The sequence below is a fragment of the Kribbella sp. NPDC050820 genome (assembly GCF_040653975.1).
Lineage (GTDB): Bacteria > Actinomycetota > Actinomycetes > Propionibacteriales > Kribbellaceae > Kribbella.
In genome coordinates, this window is the sequence record NZ_JBFAHB010000028.1 from 18,434 (window position 1) to 38,756 (window position 20,323).

Consider the following 20,323-nt stretch of genomic DNA (forward strand, 5'->3'; position numbering starts at 1 on the left):
TAGCCGCTGGTGGCGCATTTGTGACCTACCGCAACCAAAACGTTTCGCGGGACTTCAGAGGTGCGGTGCCACCGGGGCGTCGAGAGTACGGCGGTAGTTCGCCAGGTCACTAGGGCGAGTTCGGTAACAACCGGTGAAGTACGGCATCCGCAGCGGCTCCGGCGGTCGCGCTGTGTTGTCGTAGATGGCGTTGATCTGGTCGAGCACGGACTCGCGGCGGGACTCGGTGAGGATGGCGACCCGGGAGTGTGACAGCGCGAGTTGCCGCAGCCCGGCGCGATCCAGGTCCTGCCAGTGCCGGAACCGGGCCGTCTCCACGCCCCCGAACAGGTCCGACTGCAGCAGGATGGGCACCGGGTCGAACTGGTCGCCGCCGAAGTCGTCGCCCATGATCGCGCGGTCCAGCCGCCGGACCCAGGGGACCACCCGGTCGGCGTCGTTCCAGAGCAGGCCGAGGACACCGTTCGGCCGCAGCACCCGGGCGATCTCGGGCAGCGCACGGGCGTGGTCGAACCAGTGGAACGCCTGGCCGACGATCACCGCGTCGACCGAGGCGTGCGCGAGCGGGATCGACTCGGCGGCGCCGACCATCGTGTCGATCCCGGGCCGGCGGCGGCAGATCGAGAGCATCTCCTCGGACGGGTCGACCGCGACCACGTCGTGGCCGAGCCCGGCCGCGACCGCGGCCAGCTTCCCGGTGCCGGCGCCGAGGTCCAGGATCTGCAGCCGGCCGGGACCGAGGATCCAGGTCAGCGCCTCGGCGGGAAACGTCGGCCGGGCCGCGTCGTACGCGGCCGCGACGGCGCCGAACGACTTGGCCCGGGCCGCGTCCATGGCCCGGCCGCCGTCGGTGCCGGCGCCGCCGTTCGGCGGGTCCTGGCCGGTCGACGGCGCGGGTGCTGGATCATCGGTGGTCATCACCGTAAATCATGCCGTAGCAGCAGGCTGCTGCGCTGTCACTCGCCGAGCTTCTTCTGCTCGATGTGTGCGTTGAGCGTGGCCAGTTCCGGCTGCGAGTCCAGCAGCGCGACCAGTTCGGCGCAGTTCAGCTTGTCCGCGGCGAAGTCCTCGATCAGGGCGCTGAGCAACTTCCGGTCGTCCTCGGTGTCCAGCGTGAGCCGGTACTGCGCGCCGCCGCCCGCCCACGGCAGGCTCACCAGCCGGACGTCGCCGGCCCGGTTCTGGTGCAGGTACGGCGTGACGTGCTCACGGTCGACCTGGAGCGTCGCCCGCTCGTCCGCCTCGAACAGCCGGGCCGCGGAGAACACCTCGTAGTCCATCCCGCGCGGGTGGGTGCGCTCGAGGCAGTTCGACAGGTAGACGCTCTCGTCGCCCTCGGCCCGGAACCGTTCGACGCCGTTGGCAACGATCTCCGGGTCGATCAGCGGGCAGTCCGACGTCACCCGGACCACGCCGTCCAGCCCGTACTCGCGGGCCGCGCCGGCGAACCGGCTGAGCACGTCGTCCTCGCTGCCGCGGAAGTACGGGATCCCGGCGCGCTCGGACAGCCGGACGATCGGGTCGTCGTTGGCATTCGTGGTCGTTGCCACGATCACCGGAAGCCCGGTCCGGCGCAGCCGGTCGACGTGGTGCTCGAGGTAGGTCCGGCCGCCCGCTTCGAGCAGCACCTTGGCCGGCAGCCGGGTGCTGGTCGCTCGCGCCTGCGTGACAACGGCAATCTTCAGGAATTCCACCGGAACATCTCCCGGATCTCGGCCGGGCAGGCGACGTGGTCGACTCCCAGCTCGGTGTCGGTGAACTCGCGGGCGGTCGCGAGGGGGACGAATGGCTGGTCCAGCTCGGGCCAGAGTCGCTTGATCCGGGCTTGGCCGCCGAACGAGGGGTGTTCGTTCTCCAGCACCATCGGGTCACCGTAGACCCCGGGCTGCAGGCCGAGCGAGGCGCCGTACAGGACGGCGGAGCTGAGCCGGTTGGAGGCGACGCGCCGATGTTTGCGGAGCTCGCGCAGTTGCTTGACCAGGAACTTGGCGTCGGTACGGCGCCAGTGCAGCCCACGGTAGCCGTGGGTGATGACCCGGAACCCGGCATCCTTGTAGACGTTTCGGATCGCGGGTTTCTCGAACTCGTTCCAGTACAGGCAGACCGTCACCGGACCGGTCTCGTGCTCGTTGATCGAGGCAACGATCCGGCCGTGGTCGCCGAGCACGTGCTGGCCTTCCCAGCCGTGGAACGGGTAGAAGATGGTGCCCTCGGCCCGCTTCGCGGGCGTGGCCAGCTCGGGGTGCACCTTGAGCAGGTACAGCCAGACCGAGCCGATCACGGCGTAGTTGCGCAGGCCCATCGAGTGGCCGCGCCGCCGGACGCTGTCGGACCAGACGTACTTCGGCATCCCCGGCGCGAACGCGGTGCCGTGGGCGAACCCGTCCAGGATGTTCCAGCCGTGCTGGAGGTATCCCCAGATCCGCGGCGGCTTCGCGAGTCCGGCGTACGACGCCATGATGTTGGCGTGGCCGTAGAAGTGGTTGGCGTGATGCATCAGCGCCGTACCTTCCGCAGCACCCGGCGGACCCGGCGGCGGACCACCCGGGCCGGGTTCAGCACCGCGTGACCGACCCGGTAGGGGAGCGACCGGCGGATCCCGCTGACCGTGCCCTCGAACAGGATCGCCCGCGCGCTGGAGGCGGCCAGCTCCTCGGACAGCCGCGCGACCGTCGCCAGTTGCTCAGCGCTGCCGAGCGGGCGGACCACCTCGATGGACTCCGGGAGCTCTTCAGGCACAGTGATTCCGGCCATCGAGGCGAGCCGTGCCGTCAGCTCGTGCACAGTGCCGCCGGCCGGCCATGGTTGCCGCGAGCCACTTTCCAGCGTACGACGGGCGAAGCGTGCCAGATGCCCGACGACGTCGAGCTCCTGCGCCTCCCCGAACAGCCGGTACGACGACCCGTCGAGAATCACGTTGTCCGGGGAGCCGTTGCCGCCGGCGTCGAGCCAGGCAACGTACTCGGGGATGATCCGGCGCAGGGTCGCCTGATCGTCCATGCGGAGGGCGGCCAGCAGGTGTTCCTCGAGCAGCACGCCTGGACCGGAGGGGACCACGTCGGCCGGGAGCGTGGCGGGCAGGTCGCCGGTGACGAAGTACCAGGCTGGTGCGAGCTCGAACGTCAGGCCGGCGTCGGCCGCGTCGAGCACGAGTCGGTAGGGATCCATCAGCGTCGGGCCCGCGTTGCGTGCGGCAACGGTCCGGGCGGCGGTGACGGCGGCCAAGCCCCCGACGGCCACGAGCGCGACCTGGGACTCGATCAACGACGGGAACACCGCGTAGGTCTTGGTGATGCCCGTGGCGCTCAGTGCTGCCTGCAGCGGCTTGAGGCCGGCGGGGGCGCTGTCGGCGACATCGCGACCCCAGTCCTCGTTGCGCGGGATCGCGGCGGCGATGCCGGGCTGGATCAAACGCTCGATACCGAAGGAGTTCGTGGCTCCGAGGAGCAGGCGGCCCTGTGGCGTGAGCCGGTCCGACAGTGCGGTGAGCGCATTCGCCCAGGTCAGCGTGGCAGTGTCGGGGCCGACGAGCCGTTCGAGTCCGTCCAGCGCGACGACGACGTCGTACGTCTCGTCGGTGTTGAAGCGGTCGAGGGAGCCGCAGTGCACGTCGCCTTTGGTGTCGGCGAGGAGTTCGGCGATCTCCTCGGCGTCCGGCGCGGATCGGACCAGGACGTCGACAGACGTCACCTGGCCGGCGATTCCGGTGAGCAGGTCAAGGGCGTGCGGCCCGGCGACCAGCACGGAGTCACCGGGGTGGAGGGCGGCAGTGAGCAGCGCCGCGGCGGCGGGTCCGGCGGCTGCGGGGCGAGCGTCGACCGGGTGCAGATCCGACCAGTTGAGCATCTCACCGCCGACCAGAATCGATCGGGTCACATCGAACACGTTAACTAACCAGCTTCACCAAGGTCTCGATCACCCGGTCGACGTCGCTGTCGGCCAGGTCCGGGAAGAGTGGGAGGGACAGTTCCTCGGCGTAGAACGCCTCGGCGTTCGGGCAGAGGCCGCGGCGGTAGCCCTGCTGCGCGAAGACCGGGTGCCAGTAGACGGGGATGTAGTTCACCTGGACACCGATTCCGGCGGCGCGCATGCCCTCGAACACCTCGCGCCGGCGCCCGCCGAGGACGCGGACCGGGTAGAGGTGCCAGGCGGGGTCCACACCCTCGCGCTGAACCGGGGTCCGCAGGCCGTCGACGTCGCGCAGCGCCTCGTTGTACCGCGCGGTGATCTCGGCGCGGCGGCGTTTGAATCCGGCCAGCCGCCGGAGTTGCGACAGGCCGAGAGCGCTGGCGACGTCGGTGAGCCGGTAGTTCACGCCGTACTCGTGGACCTCCTGGTGCCAAGGTCCCTCGTCGGTGATCTGGAACCGGTCCGGATCGCGGACCAGGCCGATGAAGTGGAACTCGTGGGCCCGTTGACCGATCGACGGGTCCTTGCAGACCACCGCGCCGCCTTCGCCGGTGGTCAGGTTCTTGGTCGGGAAGAAGGACACCGTGGTCACGTCGGCCAGGTCACCGACCGGACGGCCGTCGGCGCTGCCGCCGATCGAGTGCGCCGCGTCCGCCAGCGTGCGGGCGCCGACGCGATCGGCAATCGGCTGCAGGGCCGCATAGTCCGCCGCCTGGCCGGCGTAGTCGACGGCAGCAACCACCTTCGTCCGCTCGGTCACCGCCGCCTCGACCGCCACGGGGTCGATCAGCGCGGTGTCCGCGTCGACATCGGCGAAGACCACGGAAGCACCGAGCATCGCGGCGGTCGATGCCGTCGCGACGAACGTCATCGGCGTGGTGACGACCTCGTCGCCCGGCCCGACGCCGAGGGCGGCGTACGCGATGTGCAGCGCGGCCGTCCCCGACGTACAGCTGACGACGCGATGCCCGCCGGTCAGCTCGGAGACCGCGTTCTCGAACGCCGTGACCGCTGGCCCGGTGGTCAGCCAGTCCCCACGCAGTACGGCGGTGACCGCCTCGATGTCCTCGTCGGAGATGGACTGCCGTCCGTAGGGCAACATCAGTCACTCTCGAGGATCTTGCGGATCTCGTCGATCGAGTACCACTGGTCGTTGGTGTCCGAGGCGTAGTGGAACCCGTCCGGCACCGGGATCCCGTCCGACGGCGGCAGATAGCCCCAGGTGGCCAGGTCGGGCTGCAGCACGAACCGGTTGCCGATCGCGAGCGCGCGCCGGCCCTCCTCCGGGCTGATCATCTCCTCGTGCAGCTTCTCGCCCGGGCGCAGGCCGACGTCGTGCATCTTCGCGCCGGGCGCGATCGCCTCGGCCAGGTCGGTGACCTTCATCGACGGGATCCGCGGCACGTACAGCTCGCCGCCGGTCATCAGCTCGAACGAGTCGACCACGAACTCGACCGCCTGCGGCAGCGTGATCAGGAACCGGGTGCAACGCAGGTCGGTGATCGGCAGCGAGTCGCCGGCCGCGTGCAGCGCCTTGAACTTCGGGATGATCGAGCCCCGGCTGCCCATCACGTTGCCGTACCGGACCACGCTGAACCGGGTGTCGTACGCCGCCGCGTAGTGGTTGCCGTTGATGAACAGCTTGTCAGCGGTCAGCTTGGTCGCGCCGTACAGGTTGATCGGGCTGGACGCCTTGTCGGTGGACAGCGCGACGACCCGCTTCACCCCGGAGTCGATGGCCGCCTCGATGACGTTCTGCGAACCGATCACGTTGGTCTGGACGAACTCCCACGGGTTGTACTCACCGCTGTCGACCTGCTTCAGCGCGGCCGCGTGGACGACGTAGTCGACCCGGTGCATGGCCCGTAGCAGGCGGGACCGGTCCCGGACGTCACCGAGGAAGAACCGCAGCCGCGGATCGTCGCCGAACAGCTGCCGGACCTCCCACTGCTTCAGCTCGTCCCGGCTGAACACGATGATCCGGCGCGGGTTCAGCCGGTCGAGTGCGTGCCCGACGAACGCCCGGCCGAAGGAACCGGTGCCGCCGGTGACGAGGATGTCGGAGCCGGTGAGGATGGACACGTCGGCGGACCCTTCTGACGGACAGTTCCGACGGACAGTTCTGATGGCAGCACGCGCAGTGCAGACACGAACAATAGCTGCCCGGTTCGAGCCCCTCTCAATCCCGCGTCTCAGCGCGAGGTCAAGAGATCGCTTGATTGGGGGTGATCAGCTCGACCCTCGGGAAGTACGTCCGGAACGGCCTGGTGTCCCGCGTGATCAGGCGGTAGCGCTGCACTGCCGCGTGCGCGCCGATGTAGAAGTCGGGCAGCGGCGAGGTCTTCGCGCCGCCCCGCCGCCGGTAGGTCACGAAGGCGTGCGCGGCGAGGAAGCCGGCGTGGTAGGGCAACGGCTCGCGGCGGAAGTCCAGCACCGGGAGCGCGGCGTCGACGTCCTCGATCCGGTCGAACCCCGCGCACACCTCGGCGTAGATGATCGGGTTGATCGCCAGGTCGCCCTCGTCGCGCGCCCGGGCGACCGCGGTCGCGGACCAGTCGCCCCACTCCCGGTCGTCGGTCAGGATGTCGAGCAGCACGCAGGTGTCGACCAGCACGACCGGTTGGGGCTCAGTCGCCACGCAGGAGCTCCATCAGCTCCTCGGTGCTCATCTCGGTCGTCGCCCGGCCGCGCATCTCCCGCACCAGCCGCTGACCGCGGGTCTCCGCGTCGGCCACCCGGACGATCCGGAGTCCGTCGTCCGCCTCGATCACTGTCACTTCGTCCCCCTCGTGGAGATGGTGCTTGCGCCGGAGCTCGGCCGGGATGGTCACCTGGCCCTTGCTGTTCAGTCGCATCGTAGCCTCCCACGTAGTACGCGTCCTACGTATTACATGATATCCCCAAGTGCCACTTCTCACCCCGGGCCGGGGCCGGAAACCGGGTATGCAGCCGATACGGTCGGGGGCGTGGAGCGCGTCGGGGTTCGGTGTGATGTGGGGCCGGGGCGGGGGATCGGGCACGTGATGCGGTGCCTGGCGCTGGCGGAGGAGCTCCTGCGGCGTGGGCTCGAGGTGATCTTCGTCTGCGACGCGCACACGGTGCCGTGGGCCGAGGCGCAGATCGCGGCCCGGGGGATCGCGGTGGAGCCGGCGGTCTGGACGCCGGCAGAGCACACCGACCTGATCGCGCGGCTTCGGCTGGACGCCCTCGTCTTCGACTCCTACGACTTGGACGCGGCCGTGTATCCGGCTGTCCGCGCGACCGGCGTTCCCACGCTCGCGATCGTCGATGGTGACCTCCGTGGCGCCGATGCGGACGTGCTGGTGGACCAGAACCTCGCTGCCGAGCTGGACCGTCCGCAGCTGCCCGCCAGCAGCACCAGGCTGGCGGGACTGACCTACGTGATGATCCGCGACGAGATCCTCGCCCTCCGCCCGCTCGAACCCCCTGCGTTGCGGCCGGTTGCCGTACCGAAGGTGTTCGCGTTCTTCGGCGGGACGGACGCGTTCGGCGCCGGTCCGTACGTCGTACAGGCGCTGGCGGCGACCGGCGTACCGTTCGAGGCCACTGTGGTCGCGCCCCGGCCGGAGCTTGCGGACCAGATCGCTGCGGTCGAGCTCGGTCCGCAGCAGGGTGTCGCAGTCATCGGACCGACGGACCAGTTGGCTGCCGCGGTGCGCGAGGCCGACCTGACCATCAGTGCGTCGGGTACGTCGACCTGGGAGCTCCTGTGTCTCGGTGCGACGGCCGGGCTCGTGTGCGTCGTGGACAACCAGGTGATGGGCTACGAGCGTGCCGTCGCTACTGGTACGGCGGCCGGAGTCGGCGTCCTGTCCGACCTGAAGGCCGATCCGTCCGCGGCGGCCGCCGTACTCAAGCGCCTGCTCACCGATCCGGCCGAGCGAGCCCGGCTGGCGGCGGCCGGCTGGGAGCTTGTCGACGGCAACGGTCGCACGCGGGTGGCCGACGCGCTGCTGGCGCTCACCTGATCTCGTAGATGGTCGCGTCCAAGGTGGCGTGCCGGAGCCGGACGTAGTTGCGCAACGCGGGCGACACCTTCCCGGCCCGGTTGTCGGCGTACAGCCAGCGGACTCCGACGTTGCGCAGCCGCTCGATCGCCGCCGGATTGGACGCCGTGAAGGCGGCGTCGTTGGCGGCGAGTTCCGCGCGGTTCCAGTACGGGATCAGGCTCGGGTTCGAGTCGGTGGTGAGCGCGATCCGGTTGGCCTGGTTGGAGTAGGACCAGCCTTCGATCAGCACCGGCCGCTCGGAGAGCGCTGCGATCCAGAAGTGCCGGCTGTCGCACAGCACGTTGCGCTGGATGATGCAGTGCGCGTTCGTCGCCACCAGGTCACCCGGTTCGCTGTTCCGGCGCAGCCAGCGCGCCGCTCCGGCCTCGGCCGCGGTCGCTCCGCCTCGGCTGGGGTGCGCGAAGACCAGGTCCGACGCCTTCTGCGAGCCGAATGCCTGTAACGGGACAAGCGCCGCGCCGACCATGCTCGCAGCGACTCCGGACGCCAGGAAGGCGACCAGAACGTTGCCCGGCCGCCGCAACACCTTCCAGGCAAGGGCAATCACCACAGCGACTGCGACGAGCGCAGCAGTCGTCCATAGCCACGGCCCCTTGATCCCAGGCAGCTCAGTGGACTCCAGACGCGCGTACCCCAACGCCACCAGGCCACACAGCCCAGCAGCACCCACGAGTACGACGCCGCGCCGATCGCCAAGCCGCCCCACCAGGTTGGCCAGGCCGACACACGCGAGTACGGCGACCACCGGAAAGGCTGTCCGCACGAAGTACAGCTGGCTGATCCCCGACTGGGTCGTCAGCAGCGTGCCCAGCAATCCGGCGAACGCGAAGCCGACCAGGAACACCGTGGCCGGATCACTCCATTTCCGACCGAGGAACAGCAGCCCGGACGCTGCGAGTCCCCAGCTCAGCAAGGTCGTCGCAGCAGACAGCAGTTGCGCATGCGGCTCCGCCACGAGCATCGGGTACGGCGCCAGCTGCACGAACGTCTGGAACGGCTTGATCTCCGTGCCCCACGTGCTGCCTCCGAAGATCACCACCAGCGCGGCCAGGAAGAGCCCCAACGACAGCAGGCCGCCCCAGAACGCCGTACGCGTGCTGCGCCGCGTCATCGCCAGGTGCACGAACGCGAAGCCGAACCCGAAACCCAGCAGCGGCAGAATCGTCGACTTCGCGCCGGCCGCGACCAGCGCGAGCAGGACCAGGAGCACCCAGCGGCTGCGTGGCCGGTCCGCCCGCAGCAGGTCGACGGCCACGAGGCAGAGCGCCAGCGCGATCAGCACGCCGAGGTTCTGCGTCGGACTCAGGTACGCCGCCACCCCGGTCGAGACCCCGCCCAGGCCGACGTCGTCCAGTGGCTGCAGGGTCCCACCGAGACCGGCGACGAGTACGGCGAGCGGCCCGGCCCAGGTCGCGCCGGACTCGGCGGTCGGGGTGAACCGGGTGGTCAACGCGAACACGAGCCCGCAGCCGGCGAGGAACAGCGGCAACCAGGTCAGCGAGTGGATCAGGTCGGTCAGGTCGATCCGCGTCGCCCACGCCGTCGCAGCCGTCGCCTGGTGGAAAAACGAGTGGTACTTCATCGGGTCGCCGCCCAGCCACAGCGTCGAGATCGGTACGTCGTACTTCGCGCTCGCAGCCAGCGCCTGTTGGAACGCGAGGTCCGGGTACGACCGCAGCGGGTCGGTGTACGCGGGCAGGAACTGACTTGGACCGCGGCGGTAGACGATCAGAACGACTACTGCGGTCGCCGCCGCGAGCAGCCAGGCCTGCAGCGGCCGGACCGGCTGGTCGACCCGGCGCCACACCCGCGCCCGCACGTCGCTGTCCGCGAACGTGATCAGCAGCACGACCGGCGCCCAGACCCACGACCACGCCTGCAGCCCGATCGACGCGCTGGCCAGGTAGACCACGATCTGGCCCGCGGTCCCGACCGCGAACCCGGCCGCGAAGTCCTCGACCAGATTGCGCGCGTAACCGCCGACCAGCCGCCACAGCGCGAACCCGGGCAACGCGATCCCGAGCCCGGTGAACAGCACGAACCGCCCGACCTCGGTGAGCGTCGAGTGCTGGAACAGCAGCACGACCGCCAGCACCAGGACGGCCAGGCCCGCGAGGAGGCCCGAGAAGGAAGGCCCCGCCGTTCGCGGTCCCCGCCGCCTCGCTTTCGCGCGCATGTCGTAACACTAATGTGAAACCTGTCATGTCACGAACGCGGAGCGTCACCACGAGTAGTGTCCGAGTCATGCGAACCGAGGCCCTGGCGCTCTCCGTCGTCGTACCGATGTACGACGAGGAGGAGGTGCTGCCGATCTTCTTCGAGCGGATGCATCCGCTGCTGGACGGCCTCGGGATCTCCTACGAGTTGTTGGTGGTCGACGACGGCAGCCGGGACCGGACGGCCGATCTCTTGCTGCAGGCGGCGGAGGCGTGGCCGCAGCTGCGAGTCGTGCGGCTGCTCCGGAACAGCGGTCATCAGGCCGCGCAGTCCGCCGGCTTCCGGCGGGCCCGCGGTGAGTTCGTCGTGACGATCGACGCCGACCTGCAGGACCCGCCGGAGGTGATCGCGGATTTCCTCAAGGTGGCCCGGGACGAGGACGTCGATGTGGTGTACGGCGTGCGCGCGGACCGGTCGAGTGATTCGTGGCCGAAACGAACCACTGCCCGGTTGTACTACCGGCTGATGTGCCGGTTGGTCGGCAAGGACATCCCGTTCGACGCGGCCGACTTCCGGCTCGTGTCGCGCCGGGTGGTCGATGCCGTCAACGCGCTGCCCGAGGACGGCCGGGTGTTCCGGCTGGTGATCCCATGGCTCGGATTCCCCAGCGCCGAGGTGAGGTACGTCCGGGCGGAGCGGGCGGCCGGGACGACGAAGTACAACCTGTCGAAGATGCTGCGGTTGGCGTTCGACAGTGTGACCGCGTTCTCGGCGGCGCCGCTGCGGCTGGCGACCTGGCTGGGGTTGCTCGGTGGCGCGATGTCGGGGCTGTTCGTGGTCGGTGCGTTGATCATCAAGCTGACCGGTCGCAGCATTCCGGGCTGGACCTCGACCGTGCTCGCGGTGAGTGTGATCGGCGCGATCCAGTTGCTGTGTCTGGGCCTGTTGGGTGAGTACGTCGCCCGCCTGTTCCAGTCGAGCCAGCGCCGCCCGCAGTTCCTCGTCGGCTACGACAGCCTCGACGACTCGGGCCACCACACCTTCTCAGAGGACAACGACTAAGCTCCCTGGCCTATGAGTTGGTACGACGCGCTCGAGGCCGGTGAGTTGACCGTGCGGCCGTCCGTGGACGCGGCGAAACGGTTCGGGGTCTCGATCGACCGGATGTCCGTGTCCGCCTCGGCCGGCACGCCGCTCGCCGAGGTGCTGGCCGCGGTCGAGAAGTCGACGGCCGACATGGTCGTGCTGCGCTACCCGGCCCGCGAGAACACCTGGTTCGCCGCGCTGGCGCGCGGACCGCGGCGGGCGCTGCTCGCTGACACCGTCACCTACTGGGCCCTCCCGGTCGGCAAGGGCCGCCGGCCGGCGCCGCTGGCCGGGTTCACGGCACGGGTGGAGCCGTCGGCCGATGTCATGATGCTGGACGACCTGGTCGCGGACGTCTTCGGCGACTCGGGCAACCACTACTGCGCCAACCCGATGTTCGACCGCGGGCTGGCACTGGCCGGCCGGCAGGAGTGGGCCCGGCGCCGGGTCGCCGCCGTGGGCGCCGTCGTACTGCGCGGGCCGGACCGGCGCGTGCTCGCGCTGGGCTCGATCGACCAGCAGCGCTCGTGGACCGAGATTCAGTTGGCCGGCGTCGTACCCGCCGAGCAGGGCCGCGGTCGGTACGGTCACCTGCTCGCGGCGATTGAGGACTCGTGCACGACCCGGCGGTTGGTGGTGTCGACTCAGTCACACCACACCGGCATCCAGCGCGTCTGGGCCCGCTACGGATTCGAGCCCGTGCATAACCTTCTGACCGTTCACCTCGTTGCGGCTTCGTAGAGAGTGCTTTGGGGGGCACCCACTGAGCGACCGCCGAGGGGAGTATTGCCGGAGTGACGCCGCGGCTGAGCGTGGTGGTGCCCTTCTACAACGTCGGTGAGTACCTCGAGGACTGCCTGGACTCGATCGCCCGGCAGGCCTGGACCGACTTCGAGGCGATCCTGGTGGACGACGGTTCCCCGGACGACAGCGCGGTGGTCGCGAAGGAGTTCTGCGCCCGCGACGCCCGGTTCCGGCTGGTCCAGCAGGAGAACGCCGGCCCGGGACCGGCCCGCGACACCGGGATCCGGGAGGCGACCGGCGAGTACCTGGCCTTCGTCGACGGCGACGACTTGGTCGCGCGGTACGGGTTCGCGGCGCTGATCCGGACCCTGGACCGGACCGGCTCGGACTTTGCCGGCGGCAACGCGCGCCGGTTCAACAACAGCTTCGGCGTCCGGCCGTCCTGGCTGCACCGGCAGCCCTTCGCGCGCGTCCGGCACGCCACCCACGTGTCGGAGTTCCCCGACCTGGTTCTGGACCGGATGCTGTGGAACAAGGTCTACCGGCGCTCGTTCTGGACCGAGTACGGCTACCGCTTCCCGGCGATCCGCTACGAGGACTATCCGGTCGCGCTCAAGGCGCACCTGGACGCGGTGACTGTGGACACGATCACCCAGTCGGTCTACTACTGGCGCGAGCGCGAGTCGGGCGAGTCGATCACCCAGCAGAAGTTCCAGCTCGGCAACATCCGCGACCGGGTCGTCTCGGCGGGGATGGTGATGGACCTGGTCGAGGACGCCCTGCCGCTGGTCCGCCGCCGGGTGCACGCACACCTGGCCCAGATCGACCTGCTCACCCTGCTGTCCGCGTTCGGCTCGGTGCCGGCCGAGGAGGAGCAGCACCTGGTCGACCTGTCCCGTGAGCTGCTCGACCGCCTCGACGACTCGGTCCTGTCGGCCACCCACCGCTACGACCGGATCCAGCACGCAGCCCTCCGGACCGGTGACGTCGATCTGCTCCGGCAGCTCGCGCTCTTCCGCAACGGTGGCGGTCTGCGCGGCGGTGCGCGGGCAGTGCCCCGGCCGCGGCGGCCACGGCAGCTCGACTACAACTACCCGGGCCTGCGGACGGCCGCCGTACCGCAGGAGCTGTACCGGGTGGCGGACCGGGATCTCACGCTCGCGACGAGTGTGCGTCGGGTGGCCTGGGTCGACGGCCGGCTGTCGGTGCAGGGTACGGCGGAGATCCGGCACCTGGAGACGGAGCCTGGGTCGACCCTGCAAATCTCGCTGGTCATCGAGGACGTGCCGCACCCGCTCGAGGTACGGCGGTACGACGCGCTGGACCTGCACGGCGACACCACACTGGTCGGGTTCGAGGTGCTGCTCGACCGTGAGCTGCTCGCGGCCTGCACAGGGACGCCTGCGCACTTCGACGTCCGGATGCAGTCCGGGAGGCGGCATCGGCGGGGCGTGCTCGGTGGGCAGGGACCGGGGAGTCCCGGGTGGTCGCCGGGAGCGTGGATCGACGAGACCAGCTGGATTCAGCCTGGACCCGGGAAGGGTGGCTGCTTCGCCGTACGGCGGCTCACGGATCCCTGCCGGTTGACGTCAGTCGAACGGACGCCGGATGCGCTCGTCCTGCACGGTCGCTCGTCGTTCGGCGACCCGTCGTTGTTCGTGATCCGGCCGGTGGTCGGTGGCGAGGAACAAGTGCCACTGGAGGTCGAAGGTCGCGACTTCACCGCCCGGCTGGCGATGCAGGACCTGCTGGCGCAGGCCAATCCGGACGACCCGTTCGGGCAGCGTACGACGCGGGTGCTGCGGCTCCGTGGTCCCGGCGGGGAGCAGCGGGTGTTGCTGTGGACGGCAGGTGAGTCCGCGGTCTCCCAGACCAGCGACGGCCGAGTGGTCACGCTGACCCGGTCCACCGGCGGGTACGTGAATCTGCACGAGTCGCCGATCCGAACGACGGCCACCCTTGCGGTTGCTGACGGCAACAGCTTGGTGGTGCGCGGTGTCGACGGCGGCGACGTCGCCTTCAGCTGGCGGCGCTACCTGCCCGACTCCGACGACCACGTCGACGTGGCATGCCGCCGTACCTTGGCCGTCGATGGGTGGTCTGCCGCTGTGGAGATCGACGCGTTGATCCCGGCCGCGGCGGTCAAGGTCTCCGTCGACCCGCTGGCCTCGCTGGCGGACTGGATCCTGTTCGCGACCAGGCCCGACAGCCGGTCGCATGCCGTGCAGTGCGAGCCGTTCCTGTGCAGCCGCTTGCCGTTGACGATCGCGGCCGGCCGGCACGCGCTCGCCGTACGACCGCACGCCGGCACGTTGCACGTGGAGGTCCGCTGACATGCATCACCACAATCACTACTACGGCCAGGCCCACATCCTGGCGCGCTACGCGGGCTTCGACTTCGACCACCCGCCCCGGCTGCGCGGCTACCTGCAGCACGGCTGGAACATCGGCTGCGGCTGGAACCCGGTGCACGAGTTCTACGACGGCGCCTGGCGGTTCACCTGGAGCGACGCGCCCCGTCGGCGCGGGCATGCCCTCGGCCGGCGGAACTACCACAGCATCGGCGCGCCCTTCCTCTACCTGCTGGAGCTGGAGCAGGAGGCCGAGCCGGTCGAGCGCGAGGGCACGCTGTGGTTCCTGTTCCACGGGTGGGAGGGCGGCAAGATCCACGGCGACCACCAGCGACTGATCGACGAGATCCGCGAGACCGAGCCCGGCCCGGTCACCTTCTCCTTGTACTACACGGAGTACGAGCGTCCGGAGGTACGGCGGTACTACGAGGACGCAGGCTTCCGCGTGGTGTCGTTCGGCCGGCGCGGGTTCTCCTACGAGGGCACCGACCGGCGCTTCCTGTTCAAGCAGCTGGACGAGCTCCGGCGGCACAAGCGGGTCGCCGCCAACCGGTTGTCGACGGCCATCTTCTACGGCGTCGCGGCCGGCTGCGAACCGGCCGTGTACGGCGACCCGATGGAGATGGAAGGCGAGAACCCGCTGTTCGGCGGGCAGGGCCGGATCGAGCGGCTCTGGCCGGAGATGCTCGGCAAGTCGATCGACCTCGAGGCCGCCCGGGCGACCACCGACCTGGAACTCGGCAAGCTGTGGATGGCGCCGGCCGCCGAGCTACGAATGCTGTTCGATTGGAGAGAACGTGTCTGAGGTCCAGGTGGTCCGCGGCGAAATGCAGCCGTGGACCGATCACACGACGGTGCGGCCTGCCTTGGCGGCGGTGCTGGCCGGCGTTCTGCCCGCGAACCGGCGGACCCTGATCCTCGGCCCGCACTCGCCGCTGCTGATCGAGTCGGTGCTGGCGCACTCCGCGGACGTGACGATCCTGGTCCGCTCGGTCTCCGACGCCCAGGAGCTGAGCGAGAGCTTCGGCCCCTGCCTGCAGGTTGTCGCGGGCGCCCTGGACGGTCTGCGGGCTGAGCCTTTCGACGTGGTCGTCGCGGCCGACGGTCTCGATCGGGTGCTGGGGTACGACAGCGACGAGCTCAGCTGGACCGAGCGCCTCGCTGCCGTTGCCGCGCTCGCTTCGTCCGACGCTGTCGTCGTACTGGGGCTGGAGAACGAGTTCTCCCTGCTGAACCTGCTGGACGGTCGTCCGGCCGATCAGCGTCACGGCGACGACGAGTGGCGTCCGCTGCACGACGACCCGACCCGTCCGGTGTCAGTCGAGCAACTTCGGTCCGCCTTGCCCTGGGATGCGCAGATCTACGCCGACTTCGGTTCCCGCGCCTTCGTGACCGCCGAGGTCGCCGCGGCTGCCCGCCCCGGAGAGCTGCCGACCCGGCTCGCGGTCGAGGCGCTGGAGGCAGTCGACGTTCCGCTCCTCTCACCGATCGCGGAAGGTGTCGACTCCGCGGCACGGGCCGGCCTGCTGGCATCTCTGCCGACGGGGTGGCTCGCGGTCTCCGGCACGCGTGCGGCCCACGACCTCTACGTGCAGACCGGACCGGCCGTGCTCACGGCCGACAAGGCTGACGACCGTTGGCGGACCGCGGTTGATGGTGGCGACGGGTTTGGTTTCGACGCGAGCGTCGTACCGGCTGAGGTGCCAGCTGGTGTGACCGTCGAATCTGTCCTGGTCCGGTTGGCCGCGGCCGAGGACGTGCCGGCATTCCGCAAGCTGGCTGCCCGGCTCGGCGAATGGGCCAGCGACTCCCGCGTCATGCTCCGGTGGGACGACGTCGTGGTCGACGAGGAAACCTTCGCGTACGGCGTTTCGCCCTGGGCGACCGAGGAGCCGACCGACAAGGCCGACCTGCTGGCGGCCGCGTGGTCCCGGTTCCACGACCGGCTGATCGGCCGGCACCGGCGCCACCCGTGGCCGCCGTGGATGATCGGCGACGACCTGATCGCCACCTGGCTGGGAATGTCCGGCGTCGAGCCGCCGGAGCAACTCCCGGCGTCCTCGTCGGACAGCGCGTCCGAGTCCGTCGACCACGTTGCCCGCGGCAAGGAAATCGCGGCCGCGCTGGCCGAGTCGCTCGAGACCCGCGAGCAGGCGGCGGTCGACGTACGGACCGTGATGGCCGACGCCCAGCGGGCGCGGCAGGAGCTGTTCGAGCTGAAGGGGCACGTCTACGGGCTCGAGCGCACGCTCGGGTTCCGCAACAAGGCGATGAAGACGCGTGAGAACCGGATCCGTGAGCTCCGGACCCAGCTGCAGAAGCTGACCGTGGACCACGCCCGGATCCGGGGATCGCGCACCTACGCGGTCTCCCGGGTGATCTTCCACGCGGCGCAGATCCGCCGGCCGCACGTGGTGGCCCGCAAGCTGTCGCGCCGGCTGCGCAGACGCTGATGACACCGCGCCTGAGTGTGGTGGTGCCGTTCTACAACGTCGGCGCGTACCTCGGCGACTGCCTCCACTCGATCGCCCGCCAGACCTGGTCCGACTTCGAGGCGATCCTGGTCGACGACGGCTCGCTCGACGACAGCGCGGTGATCGCGAAGGAGTACTGCGCCCGCGACTCGCGGTTCCGGCTGGTCCAGCAGGACAACGCCGGGCTCGGTCCGGCCCGCAACACCGGAGCCGACCACGCCGTCGGGGAGTACGTCGCCTTCGTCGACAGCGACGACCTGGTCACCCGGCACGGCTTCGGGCTGCTGGTCCGGACGCTCGACCGGACCGGGTCGGACTTCGCCGGCGGCAACGCGCGGCGGTTCAACAACAGTTATGGCGTCCGGCCGTCGTACCTGCACGGGCAGTGCTTCACCCAGGACCGGTTCGCCACGCACGTGTCGGAGACGCCCGAGCTCGTGCTCGACCGGATGGTCTGGAACAAGGTCTATCGACGCTCGTTCTGGACCGAGTACGGCTACCGCTTCCCGGCAATCCGGTACGAGGACTACCCGGTCACCCTCAAGGCGCACCTCGACGCAGTCACCGTCGACATCCTCGCCACGCCCGTGTACTACTGGCGCGAGCGGGAGTCGGGCGACTCGATCACCCAGCAGAAGTTCCAGCTCGGCAACCTGCGCGACCGGGTCGTCTCGGCCGGTCTGGTCATGGACCTGGTCGAGGACGCACTGCCGTCGATCCGCCGCGGAGTACATGCGCACTTCACCCAGATCGACCTGCTCGCACTGCTGATGGCCTTCGCAACCGTGCCCGCGCAGGAAGAGCCACAACTCGTTGATCTGGCTCTGCAACTGCTCGATCGGCTGGACGAGTCGGTGCTCGACGAGGCGCCGCCGCTGCACCGGATGCAGTACGCGGCACTCCGGTCCGGCGACGTCGAACTGCTTCGTGAGCTCACCACGTCCGACGCGACGCCCCAGTCGTGGCGGCCGTCGAAAGACGATCTGACCCTGGCGACGAGCGTGCGCGAGGTGACCTGGGTCGACGGCAACCTGTCGATCAAGGGCACTGCCGCGATCCGGCACTTGACGGACCGTGGCTCGTCGAGTCTGCGGATCGCGCTCGTCATCGCCGACAGGCACTATCCGCTGCGGGTACGGCGATCCGGCGTCGACGAGTTCGAGGTCGTCCTGGACCAGTCGTTGCTCGCCAAGTGCACGGCTGGGCCGGCGCACTTCGACGTACGTCTGCGAGTCGGTCGGGTCCGGCGGCATGGCGTGCTGCGTGGGCAACGCGCCGGCAGTCCGGGGTGGCCGCCCGGTGCATGGATCGACGAGACCAGCTGGATTCAGCCGGGTCCCGGGAAGGACGGTTGTTTCGCCGTACGGCGGCTGTCGGATCCGTGCCGGTTGACTTCGGTCGAGCAGACGCCGGACGCGCTGGTGCTGCACGGCCGGTCGTCGTTCGACGAGCCGTCGTTGTTCGTGACCCGGCCGGTCGCGGGTGGCGAGGCCGAGGTGCCGCTGGAGGTCGACGGCCGCGACTTCACCGCGCGGCTCCCGATCGGGCCGATCCTCGAGGAGACGAACCCGGACGACCCGTTCACCCAGCGGACGACGCGGGCGTTCCGGCTCCGCGGTCCCGCCGGGCAGGACCAGGCGCTGCTGTGGACGGCCGGTGACCGATTGGTTTCCCATGCCGAGGGTGGCCGGGCGGTGATGCTGACCCGTTCGACCGGCGGGTACGTCAACCTGCACGAGTCGCCGATCCGGACCACCGCCACCGCGGCGGTTGCTGCTGGCGACATGTTGGTCGTGCGCGGTCCGGACTGGGGTGACGTCACGTTCGCCTGGCGGCGGTACCTGGCCGGCTCGGACGACTACGTGGACGTGTCGTGCCGACGGACCTTCTCGGACGACGGCTGGGCGGCGGTGGTGGACGTCGAGGCGTTGATCGCTGCCGACGACGCGGAGTGGGTTCTGTTCGCGACGGTGCCGGACGGTTCGTCACACGCCGTACAGTGTGAGCCGTTCCTGTCCAGCCGGTTGCCGTTGACGATCTCGCGGGGCGCTCACGAGTTCGCCGTACGACCGCAGGCCGGGACGCTGCACGTCCAGGTCAGCGACGCGCGACCAGCAGTTGGTGGGTGTCCGGCCAGTCCAGCGGATCGCCGTCGGGCGTCGTGATCGACGCGACGGGGGCGATGCGGTTGTCGATCACCCAGTCGTTGCGCCAGGCCTTCGAGGCCGGGTCGATGGTGAACCCGGCCTGCTCGGCGACCGCGCACCAACCGGAGAAGTTCAGCCCGCAGAACTGTTCGTGCGTCTCGCTCAGCCAGTTGTCGACGTAGTCCTTGCGGGTCAGGAAGTCCATCGCGTCGGCCAGCCGGAGCACGAGCCCGTCTTGGCGTACGTCGTACTCGAAGGGGACCTTGGCGTTCCGCCGGAAGTCGTGGGCGAACTGGAAGAACCTGGCCCGGGTGGAGAGCTTGCCGACGTACGCCGCCGGGTCGTCGAGGGACTCGAGCTCCGTCACCCCGTCCGGGTTGACGCCGTCGCTGTCATCGAGCCGCAGTACGACGGGACGATCGGGCTCGGCCGGACCGCAGACGTCGGAGTTGACCCAGACACCTCCGGGCGCGGTGTGCGCGAAGAGCGCGTCGGCGAACCGCTGGACAGTGGCAGGGCGTGAGCCGTCGGCGTACGACCAGATCTCGTGGGTGAGGGCGAGCGTGAGCGTGCTGTGGATCGAGCGGGCCGGGAAGACGGCCGAGCCGAGCATGTTGCGCTGGTAGAAGTAGACGTTGGGGTTGGTGAACAGACCCTGTTCCTTCTTGTGCACGCACTCGGCGTACAGGTGCCGGGCGACCTCGACGCCGATCAGGTCCGACTCGTGGAAGCGCGGGTCCGCGTCGACGAGTTGGAGGGTCGCGCCGGTCGCGCAGCCGATGTCCAGGATGCGACCGGGCTGCACGAAGTCCTTGATCTGCCGCCACTTCCGGTCGGCGGCGGTCTCGAAGGCGTCGGCGTACGTCTTGTAGTCCCGCGTCGTGGTCAGCCCGCCGTCGTCGCCGACCACCGGGTCGTTGACGCAGCGGGCGATGTGCGCGTCCAGGCCGTAGCGCTCGAACACGTCCACCGTCGCCGGGTGGGCGAGCTCCCGCCACTGGTCATTGCCGTCGGCAATCATTAGGAGGACGTCCCACGGCCGCGCCACCCCGGGCGGCTCGACGCCGATCACGTCGTACCCGAGCTGCTCGTAGAGCTTGCTCACCTCGGGCGTCGAGCACGCAACCACCGTGTTCTCCGGCGTCAACCGCACCAGATCATCGGTCCCCGCCTCGATGGCCTTGACCGTTACCTCTGCAAACTCGTCCGTCGGCCGGGTGTCCACTACCCCGACCACCACTGACCGGATCCCCTCCACCACACTGAACCGCTCGATAGCGGCCTCCCGCCGCCCCACCCCCACCGGATTCCGCTTGGTCGTGTGGTGATTGGCCGAAGTCACCGCCCAAACCACAGTCCGCCCGTCCGCATGCCCCTGCAGAAACCCCGCCTGAAACCTCGTCAGCACATGATGCCGCCCCGGA

Annotated in this window: 17 protein-coding genes; 7 read left to right on the forward strand and 10 right to left on the reverse strand. The window is 69.7% G+C overall.

All coding sequences use genetic code 11. The annotated features are described in order from the left end of the window. Positions 1-54 precede the first annotated feature (54 nt). From AB0H36_RS23480 to AB0H36_RS23515, 8 genes are all read right to left on the reverse strand, one after another. Positions 55-918 carry a class I SAM-dependent methyltransferase gene (locus AB0H36_RS23480; RefSeq protein ID WP_360527060.1) on the reverse strand — a complete coding sequence of 288 codons (864 nt, stop codon included), beginning with the start codon at positions 916-918 and terminating at the stop codon, positions 55-57. A gap of 38 nt (positions 919-956) precedes the next feature. Further along, positions 957-1,694, reverse strand: a complete 738-nt coding sequence (locus tag AB0H36_RS23485; protein WP_360527063.1) for a glycosyltransferase family protein — start codon at positions 1,692-1,694, stop codon at positions 957-959. Continuing rightward, on the reverse strand, positions 1,682-2,497 hold the full coding sequence (locus AB0H36_RS23490) for a hypothetical protein (RefSeq protein WP_360527066.1): 816 nt from the start codon (positions 2,495-2,497) through the stop codon (positions 1,682-1,684). Before AB0H36_RS23490 ends, AB0H36_RS23485 begins: the two co-directional genes overlap by 13 nt. Further along, positions 2,497-3,876: a hypothetical protein gene (locus tag AB0H36_RS23495; protein ID WP_360527069.1), complete on the reverse strand. Its 1,380-nt coding sequence runs from the start codon at positions 3,874-3,876 to the stop codon at positions 2,497-2,499. Before AB0H36_RS23495 ends, AB0H36_RS23490 begins: the two co-directional genes overlap by 1 nt. A gap of 10 nt (positions 3,877-3,886) precedes the next feature. Then, positions 3,887-5,011, reverse strand: coding sequence for an aminotransferase class I/II-fold pyridoxal phosphate-dependent enzyme (locus AB0H36_RS23500; RefSeq protein ID WP_360527072.1), 1,125 nt, complete (start codon positions 5,009-5,011; stop codon positions 3,887-3,889). Beyond that, the gene (pseB, locus tag AB0H36_RS23505) at positions 5,011-5,991 is read right to left on the reverse strand and encodes a UDP-N-acetylglucosamine 4,6-dehydratase (inverting) (protein WP_360527075.1); all 981 of its coding nucleotides are present in this window, start codon (positions 5,989-5,991) and stop codon (positions 5,011-5,013) included. The genes AB0H36_RS23500 and pseB overlap by 1 nt, the downstream gene beginning before the upstream one ends. Before the next feature lie 121 nt (positions 5,992-6,112). Further along, positions 6,113-6,547, reverse strand: coding sequence for a type II toxin-antitoxin system VapC family toxin (locus AB0H36_RS23510; RefSeq protein WP_360527078.1), 435 nt, complete (start codon positions 6,545-6,547; stop codon positions 6,113-6,115). Further along, positions 6,537-6,764, reverse strand: a complete 228-nt coding sequence (locus AB0H36_RS23515; RefSeq protein ID WP_360527081.1) for an AbrB/MazE/SpoVT family DNA-binding domain-containing protein — start codon at positions 6,762-6,764, stop codon at positions 6,537-6,539. The genes AB0H36_RS23510 and AB0H36_RS23515 overlap by 11 nt, the downstream gene beginning before the upstream one ends. Before the next feature lie 111 nt (positions 6,765-6,875). Here AB0H36_RS23515 and AB0H36_RS23520 point away from each other — a divergent pair, with 111 nt between their 5' ends. Next, complete coding sequence (locus AB0H36_RS23520) at positions 6,876-7,898, forward strand: spore coat protein (protein ID WP_360527084.1); 1,023 nt, start codon at positions 6,876-6,878, stop codon at positions 7,896-7,898. On the opposite strand, the gene AB0H36_RS23525 is transcribed toward AB0H36_RS23520, so the two are convergent. Continuing rightward, positions 7,891-10,116, reverse strand: coding sequence for a hypothetical protein (locus AB0H36_RS23525; RefSeq protein ID WP_360527087.1), 2,226 nt, complete (start codon positions 10,114-10,116; stop codon positions 7,891-7,893). The genes AB0H36_RS23520 and AB0H36_RS23525 overlap by 8 nt on opposite strands. A 68-nt stretch (positions 10,117-10,184) precedes the next feature. On the opposite strand from AB0H36_RS23525, the gene AB0H36_RS23530 reads away from it, so the two are divergent. Genes AB0H36_RS23530 through AB0H36_RS23555 form a run of 6 tightly spaced genes read left to right on the forward strand, consistent with a single transcriptional unit; the run spans position 10,185 to position 18,917 of the window. Next, complete coding sequence (locus tag AB0H36_RS23530; RefSeq protein ID WP_360527090.1) at positions 10,185-11,159, forward strand: glycosyltransferase family 2 protein; 975 nt, start codon at positions 10,185-10,187, stop codon at positions 11,157-11,159. Positions 11,160-11,171: 12 nt separating this feature from the next. Then, positions 11,172-11,924: an N-acetyltransferase gene (locus AB0H36_RS23535; protein ID WP_360527093.1), complete on the forward strand. Its 753-nt coding sequence runs from the start codon at positions 11,172-11,174 to the stop codon at positions 11,922-11,924. Positions 11,925-11,977: 53 nt separating this feature from the next. Then, entirely contained in the window at positions 11,978-14,260 is a 2,283-nt protein-coding gene (locus tag AB0H36_RS23540) for a glycosyltransferase (protein WP_360527096.1), read from the forward strand. Between the two features lies 1 nt (position 14,261). Further along, positions 14,262-15,083 (forward strand): hypothetical protein, encoded by an 822-nt coding sequence (locus AB0H36_RS23545; protein WP_360527099.1) that lies wholly within the window; start codon positions 14,262-14,264, stop codon positions 15,081-15,083. After that, positions 15,076-16,731: a hypothetical protein gene (locus tag AB0H36_RS23550; RefSeq protein ID WP_360527102.1), complete on the forward strand. Its 1,656-nt coding sequence runs from the start codon at positions 15,076-15,078 to the stop codon at positions 16,729-16,731. Before AB0H36_RS23545 ends, AB0H36_RS23550 begins: the two co-directional genes overlap by 8 nt. Beyond that, positions 16,731-18,917, forward strand: coding sequence for a glycosyltransferase (locus AB0H36_RS23555; RefSeq protein WP_360527104.1), 2,187 nt, complete (start codon positions 16,731-16,733; stop codon positions 18,915-18,917). Before AB0H36_RS23550 ends, AB0H36_RS23555 begins: the two co-directional genes overlap by 1 nt. Here AB0H36_RS23555 and AB0H36_RS23560 read toward each other — a convergent pair. Then, positions 18,850-20,241, reverse strand: a complete 1,392-nt coding sequence (locus tag AB0H36_RS23560; protein WP_360527106.1) for a class I SAM-dependent methyltransferase — start codon at positions 20,239-20,241, stop codon at positions 18,850-18,852. The genes AB0H36_RS23555 and AB0H36_RS23560 overlap by 68 nt on opposite strands. Between the last annotated feature and the right edge of the window lie 82 nt (positions 20,242-20,323).